Source organism: Exiguobacterium sp. s7 (assembly GCF_018618195.1).
In the GTDB taxonomy this organism is placed as follows: domain Bacteria; phylum Bacillota; class Bacilli; order Exiguobacteriales; family Exiguobacteriaceae; genus Exiguobacterium; species Exiguobacterium mexicanum_A.
Window position 1 is genome coordinate 1 of the sequence record NZ_JACSLO010000018.1, and the last position, 15428, is coordinate 15428.

The 15428-nt window shown below is 48.0% G+C and carries 11 protein-coding genes; 10 read left to right on the forward strand and 1 reads right to left on the reverse strand.

Features of this window, described 5'->3' with window-relative positions; all coding sequences use genetic code 11:
* The first annotated feature begins 458 nt into the window (after positions 1 to 458).
* From glmS to KNP79_RS14565, 8 genes are all read left to right on the forward strand, one after another.
* Positions 459 to 2255, forward strand: a complete 1797-nt coding sequence (glmS, locus tag KNP79_RS14530) for a glutamine--fructose-6-phosphate transaminase (isomerizing) (RefSeq protein WP_215192848.1) — start codon at positions 459 to 461, stop codon at positions 2253 to 2255.
* Between the two features lie 274 nt (positions 2256 to 2529).
* A complete protein-coding gene (locus KNP79_RS14535) occupies positions 2530 to 4305 on the forward strand; it encodes an ATP-dependent nuclease (protein ID WP_251132987.1) in 1776 nt (591 codons plus the stop codon).
* Positions 4302 to 5657, forward strand: a complete 1356-nt coding sequence (locus KNP79_RS14540) for a UvrD-helicase domain-containing protein (protein ID WP_215192849.1) — start codon at positions 4302 to 4304, stop codon at positions 5655 to 5657. Before KNP79_RS14535 ends, KNP79_RS14540 begins: the two co-directional genes overlap by 4 nt.
* Positions 5658 to 5928: 271 nt before the next feature.
* A complete protein-coding gene (locus tag KNP79_RS14545; protein WP_215192850.1) occupies positions 5929 to 6198 on the forward strand; it encodes a PTS sugar transporter subunit IIB in 270 nt (89 codons plus the stop codon).
* Complete coding sequence (locus tag KNP79_RS14550; protein ID WP_214754550.1) at positions 6188 to 8215, forward strand: BglG family transcription antiterminator; 2028 nt, start codon at positions 6188 to 6190, stop codon at positions 8213 to 8215. Before KNP79_RS14545 ends, KNP79_RS14550 begins: the two co-directional genes overlap by 11 nt.
* 166 nt (positions 8216 to 8381) lie before the next feature.
* On the forward strand, positions 8382 to 9803 hold the full coding sequence (locus KNP79_RS14555) for a PTS mannitol transporter subunit IIBC (RefSeq protein WP_215192851.1): 1422 nt from the start codon (positions 8382 to 8384) through the stop codon (positions 9801 to 9803).
* A gap of 44 nt (positions 9804 to 9847) precedes the next feature.
* Positions 9848 to 10279 carry a PTS mannitol transporter subunit IIA gene (locus tag KNP79_RS14560; RefSeq protein ID WP_215192852.1) on the forward strand — a complete coding sequence of 144 codons (432 nt, stop codon included), beginning with the start codon at positions 9848 to 9850 and terminating at the stop codon, positions 10277 to 10279.
* Positions 10279 to 11424, forward strand: coding sequence for a mannitol-1-phosphate 5-dehydrogenase (locus KNP79_RS14565; RefSeq protein ID WP_215192853.1), 1146 nt, complete (start codon positions 10279 to 10281; stop codon positions 11422 to 11424). Before KNP79_RS14560 ends, KNP79_RS14565 begins: the two co-directional genes overlap by 1 nt.
* 77 nt (positions 11425 to 11501) lie before the next feature.
* On the opposite strand, the gene KNP79_RS14570 is transcribed toward KNP79_RS14565, so the two are convergent.
* The gene (locus KNP79_RS14570) at positions 11502 to 13859 is read right to left on the reverse strand and encodes a bifunctional diguanylate cyclase/phosphodiesterase (protein WP_251132988.1); all 2358 of its coding nucleotides are present in this window, start codon (positions 13857 to 13859) and stop codon (positions 11502 to 11504) included.
* 163 nt (positions 13860 to 14022) lie between these two features.
* Here KNP79_RS14570 and KNP79_RS14575 point away from each other — a divergent pair, with 163 nt between their 5' ends.
* Positions 14023 to 14865, forward strand: coding sequence for a CPBP family intramembrane glutamic endopeptidase (locus tag KNP79_RS14575; protein ID WP_215192854.1), 843 nt, complete (start codon positions 14023 to 14025; stop codon positions 14863 to 14865).
* A gap of 35 nt (positions 14866 to 14900) precedes the next feature.
* A complete protein-coding gene (locus KNP79_RS14580) occupies positions 14901 to 15425 on the forward strand; it encodes a GNAT family N-acetyltransferase (protein ID WP_215192855.1) in 525 nt (174 codons plus the stop codon).
* Positions 15426 to 15428: the final 3 nt, after the last annotated feature.

Sequence of the window (15428 nt, forward strand, 5' to 3'; positions counted from 1 at the left end):
GGCAAGTCCTTTTTCTTTTCTAAAATAGGAGTGCAGAGTTGTGTACGTTTCCGTTGCACACTTCTGCACTCCTATTTTGCATTACACACGAACGAGCTCGCCGCGACAAGTGTGTTAAAAAAGTAGCTTTTTAGTGAAAGTGGTGACTTTTACATGAACAGTAAAAAAGTATCGGATTTTGTTGTGACATAAACACTTTCGGATTCAATCGAGACCGGCTAGCATGAAAGGGTATCTGGAGAAACGGCCAGCTATGAAGGAAAAGCGCCAGAACTCTGCGGAGTTGACGAGGTTGGGGGTTATCGAGTTTTCGGCGGATGCCTCCTAGTCGCCTGTCACGACTAAAAGTGTTCTTTTAAAACGTTCGGGTGACCGGACGGACAACGAGGAACACGTTGACAGCACTCTAAAAAGCCCGTTTCCTTTTTCGAGAAATCGAATATAGAGGAGATTTTTGTATGTGTGGAATTGTAGGAATGATTGGTCAAGTCGGAACGAAAGAGATTTTATTAAAAGGGTTGGAAAAGCTCGAGTATCGGGGCTACGACTCAGCCGGAATCGCGCTCGTCGGTGATGATGTTCATGTGTTCAAAGAAGTCGGCCGCATCGCCGCACTTCGTGACATCGTACCGGTCGAAGCGGAAGGCGCCATCGGGATTGGCCATACACGTTGGGCGACACACGGCGTGCCGAGCGTCCCGAACGCCCACCCGCACCAGAGCACGACGGGCCGCTTCACGCTCGTCCACAACGGTGTCATCGAGAACGACGAACAAATCAAGGCGACGCTCGACGTGCCGTTTCTCTCGGAGACGGACACGGAAGTTATCGTCCAGTTGATGGAGAAGAACTTCGTCGGGCTAAATGACGTCGAGGCGGCGTTCCGCAAGACGTTGGCTGAGCTCCACGGCTCGTACGCGATCGCGATGATCGACTCGGAGGATAAAGAACGCCTCTATATCGGCAAGAACAAGTCACCGCTCCTCGTCGGACTTGGCGACGGCACGTTCAACGTCGTGGCGTCTGACGCGATGGCGATGCTCCAAGTGACGGACCAGTACCTCGAGCTCCATGACGGCGAGATCGTCATCTTGACGCGCGAATCGGCGACGATCAAGACACTCGACGGCGACGTCCTCGAACGTGCCCCGTATACGGCCGAGATCGATGCGTCAGACATCGAGAAAGGCACGTACGCGCACTACATGTTGAAGGAGATGGACGAGCAACCGGCCGTCATCCGCAACATCATCCAGCACTACCAGAACGAGAACGGTGACATCGAGCTCACGGAAGGCGTGCGCTCGCTCGTCTCGGAAGCGGACCGCATCTATATCGTCGCCTGTGGTACGAGCTATAACGCTGGGCTCGTCGGAAAAGACATCCTTGAGCGAATTGCCGGCATCCCGACCGAGGTCCACGTCTCGTCAGAGTTTGGCTACAATATGCCGCTCCTAAGTTCACGTCCGCTCTTCGTCTTCTTGTCACAGTCTGGAGAGACGGCTGACAGCCGGGCCGTCCTCGTCGAAGTGAAGAAGCGTGGCTACAAGGCACTCACGATGACGAACGTGCCAGGATCGACGCTCTCGCGTGAAGCGAACGAAACGATGCTCCTCCACGCCGGGCCGGAGATTGCGGTCGCGTCGACGAAAGCGTACACGGCCCAAATCGCCGTGCTCGCGATCCTTGCCTACGACATCGCTCGCGCGAACGGGAAAGAGTTGCCGTTCGAGTTGATGCCGGAACTCGCGCGCGTCGCGACGATCATGGACTCGATCATGTCGCAAAAAGAACTGTTTGAAGATTTGTCGGACCGTTACTTGAAGACGACGCCGAACACATTCTTCATCGGACGCGGACTCGATGCATCGGTCTGTCTCGAAGGCGCGCTCAAAGTAAAAGAGATCTCGTATATCCAAGCAGAAGGCTATCCGGGTGGCGAACTCAAGCACGGTTCGATCGCCTTGATTGAAGACGGCACACCGGTCATCGCGCTCATCTCGCAACCGAAGACGAACTTGAACATCCGCGGCAACGTCAAAGAAGTCGTCGCTCGTGGTGCGCACGCGTGTATCATCTCGATGCAAGGCGTCGAGCACGAGAACGACGAGTTCATCTTGCCGCACGTCGAACCGATCCTCGCCCCGCTCATCACGGTGTTACCGGTCCAACTCATGGCGTATTATGCCGCGCTCGCACGTGGCTGTGACGTCGATAAACCGCGTAACTTGGCGAAATCGGTGACGGTTGAATAATATTTGATATTTTCTCGAATAAAATAAAGGATGTCGAACAGCCTCCTAGATACAATTGTGAATGAATATAATTGTATCTAGGAGGTTTTTTATATAGTTATTAACATTAGATGAGCATGGAAAAATAAAATTCATCTAGAAGTATAGAGATTGAAGTTATTATTTAATTAAACTTGAGATACAATTTGAGTATGAATATTTTTCCTTTTTTTAGCTTCAGAAAGAATTAGACTATTGAATAAAAATTATAAATAAAAGTATTTATTAAGAAAGGATGGAATTGATGTACATATCTAATATTCGCATAAAAGGGTATCGAAATCTAAAAGAGGTATATTTAGAATTAAATCGATTAGTGATTTTTATTGGAGAAAATAACAGTGGTAAAAGTAACATACTTAAAGCTTTGACTTTACCTTTTTTTAATAATGAAATAGGAGCTATAAATAAAAATTTAGGTTGGGATGATTTAAATAATGAGCTGAAGAAAGAATACTTTGATTATCTTAAACTGAATCTAGATAAACTTATAAGTGGTGAAATTGAAAAGGATGAATTTCAAAAAAATGTTCCATATATATCAGTAAGAGTAACTTTTAAACCACAGCCTTCTGATGAGTTTTACGTACGTAAATGGAATAACTCTTTAGAAAGTGATGACGGGTTATATCAGATTGAATATAAGTATATGATTGAGAACTCTTTGCAATTATTAGAACATTTGAAGGTGATTTTAAAAGATAAATCTCTGGAAGATATAGACACAATGAAAATGAACTTGCTCCCCATAGAAATGTATAAATACTCGATAATAATACCATTGAATAATGAACCGGTATCATTCAATGATTTAAGTTACTTCAAATATGATTCCTTAGCGGCAGAAAGAGATGATTTCTCACATAAAAACACTCAATTAGGCTCCAAAGCGTTAGTGTCTTTACTTCATAACAAACTAGGGAATGAACAAAAAATTCAAGTGGAAGCTTCTTATGGGAAATTCTTCGATGAGTTAAAAGAAATTAGTAATTTAGAAGGTATATTTAATTGGCAAGAAACATCTGACATCGATAATGCTAAAGACTTTTTTGATCAAATAAGATTGTTACCTAATATGCCAAGTATAAGTGCTCTTCTAAACAATGTTAAATTAGGAGTTGGCGATGAATACTTGTATAGTCAAGGTTTAGGTTATCGAAATTTAATATACTTGCTTGTGATGATGAACTCATTAGAAATTAATAAGGAAGTAGCGTTAAATATATTGACTATTGAAGAACCTGAGGCTCATTTATGCGTAAGTAATGAGAGGCTCTTGTCTAGTTTTATTAATTCAACTATAGAAAGAAGTAATCAGGTTCAAGTGTTTGTTTCTACTCACAGCTCTGAATTTTTGAACAAGTTAGAATTGAAAAATGTAACTGTAGTTAAAGAAGGAAAAGCCTTTTCTTTAAACACTGTCGTAGAGGAAGATGAATTATCTTACTTAGCGAAAAAACCTAATTTAGATTTTCTAAAATTTTTATTTTCTAAAAGAAGTATTTTAGTTGAAGGTCCTAGTGAAGAAATGTTAATTAAGTCTTATTTGGCTTTTCAAAAAAATAGTTTAAATGATATTGAAGTAATTTCTTTACATAAAGGATTTAAAAATATGTTAGAAATTTGGTTGAAAACAAACGAAGGTACTTCGCACAGAATAGGAATAATTAGAGATTTTGATAATCAACCAAATGCTCAACAAGCTCATGATGAATACAATGCGCATGATAATATCTTAGTTACAACTACCACAGAATATACTCTTGAACCGGAATTCGTAAATACAAGTTCCAATTATGAATCACTAAAAAAATACTTTTCTGAAGAGCATGGTTGGACAGAGGATGAGACTAGTACCGCTGAGGCATTATCAGATAAATGGAGAAGTTCTAAAACTGATACGATGCTTAAATTCTGTCAAGACTTTGGAACAGGACATCTAAAGAATGTGGAATTGCCTGAACATATTGACGAAGTTATAAAGTTTTTAATGAATAGGAGCGAATCATGAGAATAGTTGTTGCTGGTGCAGGGGCTGGGAAAACTACTTCAATGGCTCAACAGGTTTTGGACAGGTATAAAATTATTGAACAAGGAAAAATAATTTATATTATAACGTACACAAATGCTGCTAAAAACCAAATTAGAAATAAAATTATTGAATTACATGGAGCAATTCCTGATCAAGTCAAAATTGAAACATCACATTCTTTTTTACTGCAAGAAATTATTTTTCCATTTAACCATCTTTTATATGATCAGCTTTATACCAAAACATCGATCATAACTCTACCTAGCAGAAGTGACTATAGAGCTGTTCGCATAAAAGAATTGAAAAAGGAAAATATTGTTCATGCTGAAGAAGTTACACAAATTGCTAAGTTTGTACTAGTAGGCAAAACTTCTGATAAAAGAGAATTAAAAGAGAAACGAAGAAAGATAATAATGATTATTGCTAGGTATTTGGATTCTCTTTTTATAGATGAAGTTCAAGATATTGACGAAAATCTATCTAAAATTATTGAGGTTTTGCATACAAATCATATTAATCTTCATTTAGTTGGGGATCCGAAGCAAGATTTGAGAGGACGAAATGAATTAAGAATGTTAGTTGAAAAGTATGATATGCATGTTGAATATAAAGAAGAGAATTATAGATGCCCTATATCTCACGTTAATTATGTAAACCAATATGTTCCCCAAAAAGAAGCGCAAAAACATCAAACTACGGAGTTAGGTGTTTTAGAGTATCAATTTGAAAGTGAAATAAATTTAGAAGAATTTATTCAATCAGAAAATTATTGTCATAAATATATTTATCAAAGGAATGACCGATTTACTACTAACATTAGAGAAGGCCAAAATAATGCTGATCTCTTAAAATATGAATTGAAAAAGTTGATCATGAGGTCGCAACATGCCGAAGATAAGCCTGACAATAGAGCTTACAGACTAAACAAGGCAATTCAAAGAAATATTCATTCAATGGATAACTGGAAAATCATTAATCGTATAAGCCGAGCGTTACTTTTGGAACTAACTTCTCAGGATAAAGCAAGGCTGCAACACGCTCTGACTTTAAGTAGAGAAAAGCAAGCAGAAAAAAGAATAGAAGTTGAATCTATTGATAGGGTTAAAGGGCTTGAAGGAGAACGTTGCTTGTTTATTCTTTCAGTGGAATTAGCAGGATACTTATTTTTAGAAAAAACTCAAACTAATAAAATGTTGAATTATTTATATGTAGCATTAACTCGTTCAAAGAATACATTAACCATTCTAATTACTAAAGAGGTTGAAGAAAAATACGGTAAAGAGTGGATAACAGAAAAAATGTCAGTACTTCTTAAAGTACATGAAATTTGAAAAATATCAAATGATTGGGGCTCTTTATTAAGTGAATATAAGTCCGGTTTCAATGAAATCATAAGCGATAAATAATCAATAATAATTCCATGTCAAGATAAGAAATTAGAACCAATGAAACTCGAACTATAAATGTATTCAGCACCTATTCTTATACAAATAGGTGTTTTTTACTGCTTGCCGATATCTTTGCCAACAAGCAAAATAGTAGGTGAAGTAAGCGGTTGCATCGTATGGTTAGATAAAGATAAGCGATGAAAGAAGGTCTGACATGAACGTATATATTGCCTGTCCATGCGGGTTCGTCACGAGCGCGATGGCGGCGAAGCTGTTTGCTGAAGCGTGTTCGGGAAAAGTGTCGTGTGTGATTCAACACGGCACGTATCGGGACATCCCGGAAAACGCCGAATTGATTATTTATCAAGCCGGGACTGAGACGGTCGATCATCCGACCGCGCACGTTCGCTCGGTCAGACACATGTTATCGCTCACGGAATATCGACAACTCGTCGAGGAATGGGTGAATGCATATGAAACATGAGTGGAGCGCCCGAGAGCGCTCGATTTTACTACATCTATTGGCAACGGAGACCTCGACACCGCTCGCGGAGATCGCGCAAGCGGTCAATTTGTCTGAGCGGACGATTCAACGGGAGCGTCAACTGCTCGAAGGCATCCTGCGCGAGTTCGAATTGGAACTCGCTTGGCAGCGCGGGCACGGCCTCAGTCTCATCGGTCGTTCCGATGCGAAGCAACAGTTGCGCGAAGACTTGATTTTGTCGGCCGAGGCGATTCCAACGGCGGAGGACCGCATCTTCGAGCTCGCTTGGAGGCTCCTGTTTGAAAAAGATACGCTCAAGCTGCAGGCGGTCGCGAAACAGATGCACGTGTCACCGAGCACGCTCACACAAGACCTTGAGAAACTCGATCGTTGGTTCGACGAGTATCACCTTGAAGTCGAGCGGAAGAAAGGGGTCGGCGCGCGGGTGCTCGGCCTCGAAGCCGAGAAGCGGAAGCTGATGATCAATGCGCTGCTCGCTCATTGGGACACGCTCGCGTTCTATCGCTTTGTCCGCGGGGAGGATGATTACATCCCGACCTTTTTGAAGACCGTCCCGTGTGACGTCATGCTCGAGGCGCTTCGTGACGGTTATGACTATCTAAAGGAACATCCGTATGAGCGGATGGACGACCGGACCATCATGCGGGTGACGTTCGCCTATGGCGTACAACAAGCCCGTCTGGACGCCGGCTTCTTCCTAGAGATGTATACGAAAGGACGCTCCGACGACTATTTGAAAGTCGCGTCTGATATGGAGACGGCCCTCGGGACGCCGTTCTCGATGGCGGAGCGGGTCTGGTTCGCTGAAGAAGCGAACCGGCTCCGGTCATTGAAGGAACAGATGAAAGAAGATGAGGAAGAGCGTTGGGTCATGCAGATCCGTGTCCATAAGCTCATCCATCACGTTTCACTGATCCACGGATTCGCCTTCACGGACGACGCCGCGCTCGAGAAGGGGCTACTCGCCCATATCTTATCGAGTATGAATACCCAAGCCCTTCCGGATACGGACACGGTCCGTCCGCACATCGACCGTGACTATCCACATTTACGTTCGGCGATTCAACAGGCGGCCGATATCGTCTTCGGGACGAACACGTTCACGGAAGAAGAGACCGTGTTTTGGGCGATGCATTTCGCCGCCGCGCTCGTCAAACCGGTTCGGCGTCGGGAATATCGTGCCCTCGTCGTCTGCTCGGCCGGTCTCGGCTCCTCGAAGATGCTCGTCAACCGGGTCAAACAAGAGTTTCCTGAGATGCAGGACGTCGTCAACTCGTCGTTGTTCGGGCTCGAACAGCATCGACTCGACGACTATGACGTCATTTTGTCGACCGTGCCGTTGCCGCCGTTATCGGTGCCGACGCTCATCGTCAACCCGCTCTTGACGAACGAAGAAGTGCAACGCGTCCGCCACTTGCTGTTATCGCTCCCACAGTCGTTCCAGACGAAAGAGAAGAGCCACTCGACGATGCTCGACTTCAATGAACTCGGTGCCCTCGTCGAGACGTTCGAACGGATGGACCGGCAGTTCGATCTCGTCACGCTCGATAATAGCGACCGATTGGAAGACATCTTGCTCGATATCGGGACGCATCTAGAAGAACGCGGACTCGTCCAAAGCGGCATCCAGTTATCGGCCCAACTGCTCCGGCGTCATGAAGTGGCGGGGCTTGGGATCCCGGGCACGAAACTGGCCTTGTTCCATGGGCGTCACGCCTCGATTGAACGAGCGAGTGTATTCGCTTTCGACTTGAATCAATCGATCCCGCTCCTCATGATGGACCAATCGACCGAACCGGTATCGCGTCTGCTCGTCCTGCTCGCACCCGAAGAGGCGGAGGACGTCGAACTCCAGTTCCTCAGTGCCGTCAGCGGATCATTGATTGAGAGCGAACAACATATGAACTTATACAGTAACGGTTCAAAGAAAGAACTGCGTCTCTTGCTTCATGAATGTATGAAGAAAATGATTCAAGACACGCTGCACGAGAAATGACCCGCCGTGGTCATTTTTTTATTTGGCACAGAATGTTGCCAAAGTGTGAACTGGATTGAATTGAGAAAGCGCTTACGCTGAGACTACAATACGAGTGTAGAGCACAAACCGGTTAGCTACACTACAACAATCTACCTTTCACAATAATCGACTGGAGGTTTTATACATGGCGAATGCGCAAGCTGGCTCGGGCGGGGTTCGAGTCAAAGTACAACGGTTCGGGAGTTTCCTGAGCGGAATGGTCATGCCAAACATCGGCGCCTTCATCGCCTGGGGGATCATCACCGCCCTCTTCATTCCAACGGGCTGGTGGCCGAATGAAAAATTAGCAGAACTCGTCGGTCCGACGATCACGTATCTGTTACCGCTCTTGATCGGGTTCACCGGCGGTAAGTTGATTCATGACGTACGAGGCGGAGTCGTCGGGGTACTCGCCACGATGGGGGTCATCGTCGGGACGGATATTCCGATGTTCCTCGGTGCGATGATCATGGGTCCACTCGGTGGATATGTCATTAAACAATTTGACCGCCTCATCGAAGGCAAAGTCAAAGCTGGATTCGAAATGCTCGTCAACAACTTCTCGGTCGGAATCATCGGTGGTCTTCTCATGATCGGTGGCTTCGAAGTGTTCGGTCCAATCATGAGCGGCCTTGATAAAGTCATGGCAGCCGGTGTCGACTGGATCGTCGGTGCGAAACTGTTGCCAATCGCAAGTTTATTCATCGAGCCAGCGAAAATCTTGTTCTTGAACAACGCCATCAACCACGGGATTTTGAGCCCGCTCGGTGTCGATCAAGTGGCGGACGCCGGGAAATCGGTCTTGTTCTTACTTGAGGCAAACCCGGGACCAGGTCTTGGTTTGCTGCTCGCTTACATGGTGTTCGCTAAAGGCGCGGCCAAACGGACGGCACCAGGGGCAGCGATCATTCACTTCCTCGGTGGGATTCACGAGATTTACTTCCCATACGTCTTGATGAAACCAGTCTTGATCCTTGCGATGATCGCAGGGGGCGCAACAGGGGTCTTCACATTCGTCTTGTTCGATGTCGGTCTCGTCGCACCAGCGTCACCAGGTAGTATCTTTGCGATTCTCGCGATGGCGTCACGCGGTTCATACCTCGGACTCGTGACAGGGATTCTCTTGTCGGCAGCGGTCACGTTCGCCGTGGCCAGCGTCATCTTGAAATCAAGTGCGGCCGAAGAAGTGTCACTCGAAGAAGCGACACAAAACGTCAGCGCGATGAAAGGCAAACAGTCGTATGCGTCAGCTCTCGTTCACGACCGTCTCGATAAAGTCGATCACATCATCTTCGCTTGTGACGCCGGGATGGGTTCGAGCGCGATGGGCGCCTCGGTACTTCGTAATAAAGTGAACAAGGCGAATTTGCCGATCAAAGTCACGAACACGTCAATCAGTCAATTGCCGAAAGACGCTCAATTCATCATCACCCATGAGGATTTGACGGACCGGGCCGAGGCACAAGTGCCGGATGCGATTCACCGTTCGGTCACGAACTTCTTGAACGCAGACTACTACGATCAATTGATTGAAGAAATCAAAGCAGAACGCAGCAAAATCTCATAACACAACAGACAGAGACAAAGGTTTAAGGTATAGGAGGAACTAAAATGCCATTCATTCAGACAGAGATGATTCGACTCAACCAATCGTTCAACTCGTCGGCCGAAGCGATCGACGCAGCCGGTGAAGTGTTAGAAGCAGCCGGATGTGTGTCTCCGGCTTACGTCCAAGCGATGCATGCACGTCAAGCGCTATCAAGCGTTTATATCGGGAACCAAGTCGCGATTCCGCACGGGACTGAGGAAGCGAAATCCGCCGTTCAAAAGACGGGGATTTCCATCCTTCAAGTGCCGGCCGGCGTCGACTTCGATGGCCAAACGGCGAAACTCGTCATCGGGATTGCCGGTGTGGATGATGAACATTTGGAACTCCTGTCCCAAATCGCAGTCATCTGTTCAGATGAGGATAATGTCGAGCGTCTTGTACAGGCGAAGACGAAAGAAGAGATTTTGTCGTTATTCATGGAAGAGGTGGCGTAATGAAAGCCGTACATTTTGGGGCAGGGAACATCGGACGTGGGTTTATCGGATTGTTGCTCAATCAGAGCGGCTACGAGGTCACGTTCGTCGATATCAATGATACCGTCATCCAGGCGTTAGAAGACAAACGGTTCTATGAAGTCGGATTTGCCGAAGAAGGCGTCGACAACGTCGTCGTCGATCGGGTCCGCGGCGTCAACAGTTTGACCGACCCGGAACGCGTCATCGCCCTCATCGCCGAGGCCGATCTCGTCACGACCGCCGTCGGACCGACGCTGCTACCGAGAGTCGCGCCCCTCATCAGCGAAGGGCTCTGTGAACGCGAGACGTCGGCACCGGTTTATGTGATTGCTTGCGAGAACATGATCGGTGGTAGCGCGTCACTTCATCAAGCGATTGAAGCATCAAGTGGTATCGGGACGGCCAATGCCTCGTTCCCGAATGCGGCCGTCGACCGGATCGTTCCGCTGCAGCAACACGCGGACCCGCTGTTCGTCGAGGTCGAGACATTCTACGAATGGGTCATCGAGACGAAAGGATTGGCCGAGCGGCCCCCGCTTCAAGGTGTGACGTGGGTCGACGAGATTGGGCCATACATCGAGCGGAAGCTGTTCACGGTCAATACCGGTCACGCCATCGCGTCGTACATCGGTTCCTTGTTCGGGAAAGCGACGATCGACGAGGCGCTGAAAGACCGCCGTGTCCGCCAAGTCGTGCAAGGTGCCTTGTATGAGACTGGTTGGCTCCTTCTCGAGAAGTACGGGTTCGAGGCGAAAGAACACAGTCAATACATTCAAAAGATTATCAAACGATTCGAGAATCCGAAGTTGAAAGATGAAGTCTCACGTGTCGCCCGCTCACCGATCCGCAAGCTCGGACCGAGTGACCGGCTCGTCAAACCGGCCCGCGAACTGATCGACAACGGCATCGAACCGAATGAACTGGCCTACGGGATCGCGGCTGCCTTGACCTATTACAACCCTGAGGATTCAGAATCTTCTGAACTTTATGTGTCCATCGAAGAAGATGGCATCGTCTCGACGGTGGAAAAATATCTTCAATTGCATGAGGACGATACGCTGACGAAGTTGATCCTCGAACAATATCACTTGATTCGCGAACAAGAAAAAGCGCAAGTCTCGTAAATCGAATCTCCTGTGCCCGAGTGGCATGGGAGATTTTTGGCATATAAAAAGACTGCAGCGCAGGGGCTGCAGTCTCCTCAAGCTCGGGTCTTTCCGAACTCAATATAAGTGGTGACCGATTTGACGTGCTTCACGACGTCCTTCTCACGAAGGGGACGACTGAAGTAATAACCTTGAACGTAATCACACTGTTCGTTCAGCAACCATTCGAGTTGATCCGACGTCTCGACGCCTTCCATGAGCACTTTCATATTAAGGTTATGGCCGAGCTGGATCATCGAACGGACGATGGCTTCCTGGTTCCGGTCCGTGAACAAGTTGACGATGAACGACCGGTCGATTTTCAACACTTGGACCGGGAGCTCCCGCAATTGACGGAACGACGAGTAGCCGGTCCCGAAATCGTCGAGCGAAATCAAGATGCCGAACTGATGGAGCTGGGCAAGTTTCTCCCGTGTCGACGCCTCGTATGACAGCATCGACGACTCCGTCACTTCCAATTCGAGGAACATCGGGTCCATCCCGGTCTCATCCAAGATGGCTTGGAGTGACTCGACGAAATCTTCACGTGCGAATTGGAGCGGCGAGACGTTGACCGAAAGGGTGAATGGTTTCACACCAGACTTCTTCCAGCGCACCCAGGCTCGGCAAGATTCACGCATGACCCAACTGCCAATCGGATGGATGAGGCCCGTGTTTTCTGCGATTGGAATGAAGTCGGTCGGTGACACGTGACCGAGCTCGCGGTTGTTCCAACGAAGCAGCGCCTCAACGCCTTCGAGCCGGTTTTGCGTCAGCGACACTTTCGGCTGATACACGAGTGTGAACTCGTTCCGGTCGAGCGCATGCGTGAGCGCCTTCTCGATCTCGACGGTACGAAGGATTTGGTGCTTCGACTCGTCTTCGAACTCTTTAATTTGATTCTTTCCGGTCCGTTTCGATTCGTGGACGGCGAGGCGGGCGTATTGAACGAGCTCCTCGGCCGATGTCGTGTCTTTCGGATAATGGCTAACTCCAGCACTCATCGTCAGTTCGACGGTCGTGCCATCGATATCGAACGGCTGAGAGATGGCTTTGATGCATTTCTCTGCCTTCTGTTTGGCAAGCGTACTCCGCTTGTCGAACAACAAGATGATGAACTCGGATGAACCGACGCGTGTTAATATGTCGTCCGGGTGAATCGTCACTTGCAGACGTTCGGCGATTTGCATCGTCAATTCGTCCGAACCGTGATGACCGAGCATGTCGCTCAAGAACCGCCAACGATCGATGTCGATGTAGAGACAAGCGACCGGGTCCTCGATTTGAATATGTTCGGCGAGAATACGTTCGAGCTTGTGCCGGTTCGGCAAATCCGTGAGCGTGTCGTGGTACGCCATATGTTCGACGAGACGCTGTGAGGCGATCGTTTCTGAGACGTCACGGAGGAACCAAAGCATCTGGTCCATCGTTTCGCCTTTGAGTGGGTAACTCGTCACTTCGATCGTTCGGTCATCGATGTCGATGCGCCGTGGTTCATAAAACGGTTGATTGATCGTGAGCGACGGATGATAGTCTTGGAAAAAAGCATCTTCTTCGATTTCGTCAAACAAGCGATAGAACGCCATGTTCGCATATTGGATCATTCCATCTTTCGTCGTCGTGACGACGGCATCCGTCGTCGACTCAAGAATCGTCGCTTGAATGAACTCTCGTTTACGAAGGTGACGATCGAGCGTGAGCGACAGGAAGAAAATCGCGAACAAGAGAATCGTGATCGCCGTGACGAGCCAAGCGAGTAACGACGGTTCGATCGCATTGGCGAACGGAGAATCCGTCTCGACAAACGTGAACGACGCGGCTAGCATCCCGACGAAGTGCATGCCGAAGATGGCGATGCCCATTAGCAACGAGAAGAATACTTTCAATTCGAGATCAATCTTTTGCTTGGCATACTTCGAGAAGAAACCAATCCAGAGGGCGACGAGCGAGGCGCCAATCGCAATCAGAATCGATAACGCCGCAAGCCATGGATTATACGAAGTCACTACACCTTGCAGGGCGGCCATGCCGACATAATGCATGCTCGCGATACTGCCGCCCATCACAACCCCGGCACCGATCAAAGCGGGGCGGGTCGTGCGACGCGAGACGATCAAGAAGCCGAAAATACAGCCGGCCATGGCGATGATGACGGAAAATAGGACGAGCGGGATCGAATACGTGACCGGTCGCAACGCCTCATGCGCGAGCATGGCGATAAAATGCATCGACCAGATCCCGAGACCGAGCGTCGCACCTCCAGCTAAGATCCACACGTTCTGGACGGAACGGTTCGCTGAATTGACACGCCGTGCCAGCTCGATGGCGGCGTATGCAGAAACGGCGGCGATAATATAAGAGAGAATCACAAGAAAAACATTATGACTCATCGAGTGTTCGACTACTGGTTCCATGTGTACCTCGCTAAAGAATGTATTTTTTATAGTAATTCTAATTATACCCCGCAAAACAAAAGCCCACCTATCATTTTGCTTCACTTGTTGAAAATATTTTTTGCGTGAAATAGGGAAGCCAGGCAGAAAGCGGGTAAACTACGTGTAGAAGGAGGGGGACGCGTTGATTCCGACAAAAAAAGAAATCATTCTGTTTCTCCTCATCGCGTTCGGGTTCTCATGGCTGGCGTGGTGGGGGCTGTATATGTGGACCGAATTACCGATCCAGGTGATTGTCGTGATTGGGGCGTTCGGTCCAAGTCTGGCGGGGAGCTATATGGCGTTTCGAGAGAATGGCTGGTTAGGGGTAAAAACGCTCTGGAAGCGAGGGTTCGAGTGGAAGATGCCCGTTCGCTATTACGCGTTCGGCCTCTTGTTCCTGCCTGTGCTGTTTTTGATTGCCTATTGGTGGTCCGATGCCGATGGCGCGTCGTTACTCGAACGTCCATGGCTCGTTGTTCCCTATTTCCTCTACATGTTGTTCCTTGGGGGAACAATCCAAGAAGAGTACGGGTGGCGCGGATATTTGCTCGATGGATTTCAACTGAAAGTCACGCCCGTCAAGGCGAGCCTGTTCGTCGGCGTCATCTGGGCGGGCTGGCATATTCCGCTCTTCTTCATGGAGGGGACGGGGCAAGCATTGATCCCGTTTTGGGCGTATGGCTCGGCAATTCTGGCGTTCACGTTTATCATTTCGTGGCTCTATAACGTCACGACGATGAACTTATGGTCCGTGTTCTTATTGCACACGATGTTCAACGTCTCGTTCACGCTCGTTCCGTTAATTGAACCGAGCGCGTTCCCGATTGGATTTCTTCACTTGACGCTGTTACTCCTTACGACTGCAATCATCCTCGTCTGGCAGACGCACGGTCATCTCGGTTATGATCACCTCGAGCAACTCGAAGCGGTCGAAGGGTCGCATCAAGCGAACGTTACCCCCCATCGGGACGCGGGTAAAGACTAGCACGTACAATTCAGGACTAGAGGGAAGTGGAGACATTGAACTTTCGCCCGCTTGACCGCGAAGACGTCAAACCGCTCCAACGACTGTTCATGGAGAGTCTGAGTGACTTGATTCGGCGAGAACAGTTTGAGGATGCCGATCTATTGGATGAAGAAGTAGAGCGATTGAACACGACCGTTCAGGACAGTTTCGAGGACGAGTCCGTTCAAATTTTCGTTGTCGTAAAAGACGGCGTCATCGTGGGCACAGCGGCGATTTTACCTCCCAATGACATCATTACTGCCCATATCGACGTCGAACCGAACACGCCAGAAGTCGGTTGCATGTACGTGTCGCCTACGTCCCAACGTCAAGGGGTAGGTCACTTCTTGATTGAGAACATCAAACGACAATTGTCAGCGAACGGACAGACGGCGTTTTACTTGGATGCTGGCTTCCCGACGTCTCAAGCCTATTGGGAAAAGCGGCTCGGGCCGCCGGTTTTGACGCTTGACCATTACTGGGGACCTGGCGCACCGCATAAAATTTGGCGTTGTACGACTACAGAAAAAGAGACCTGATTC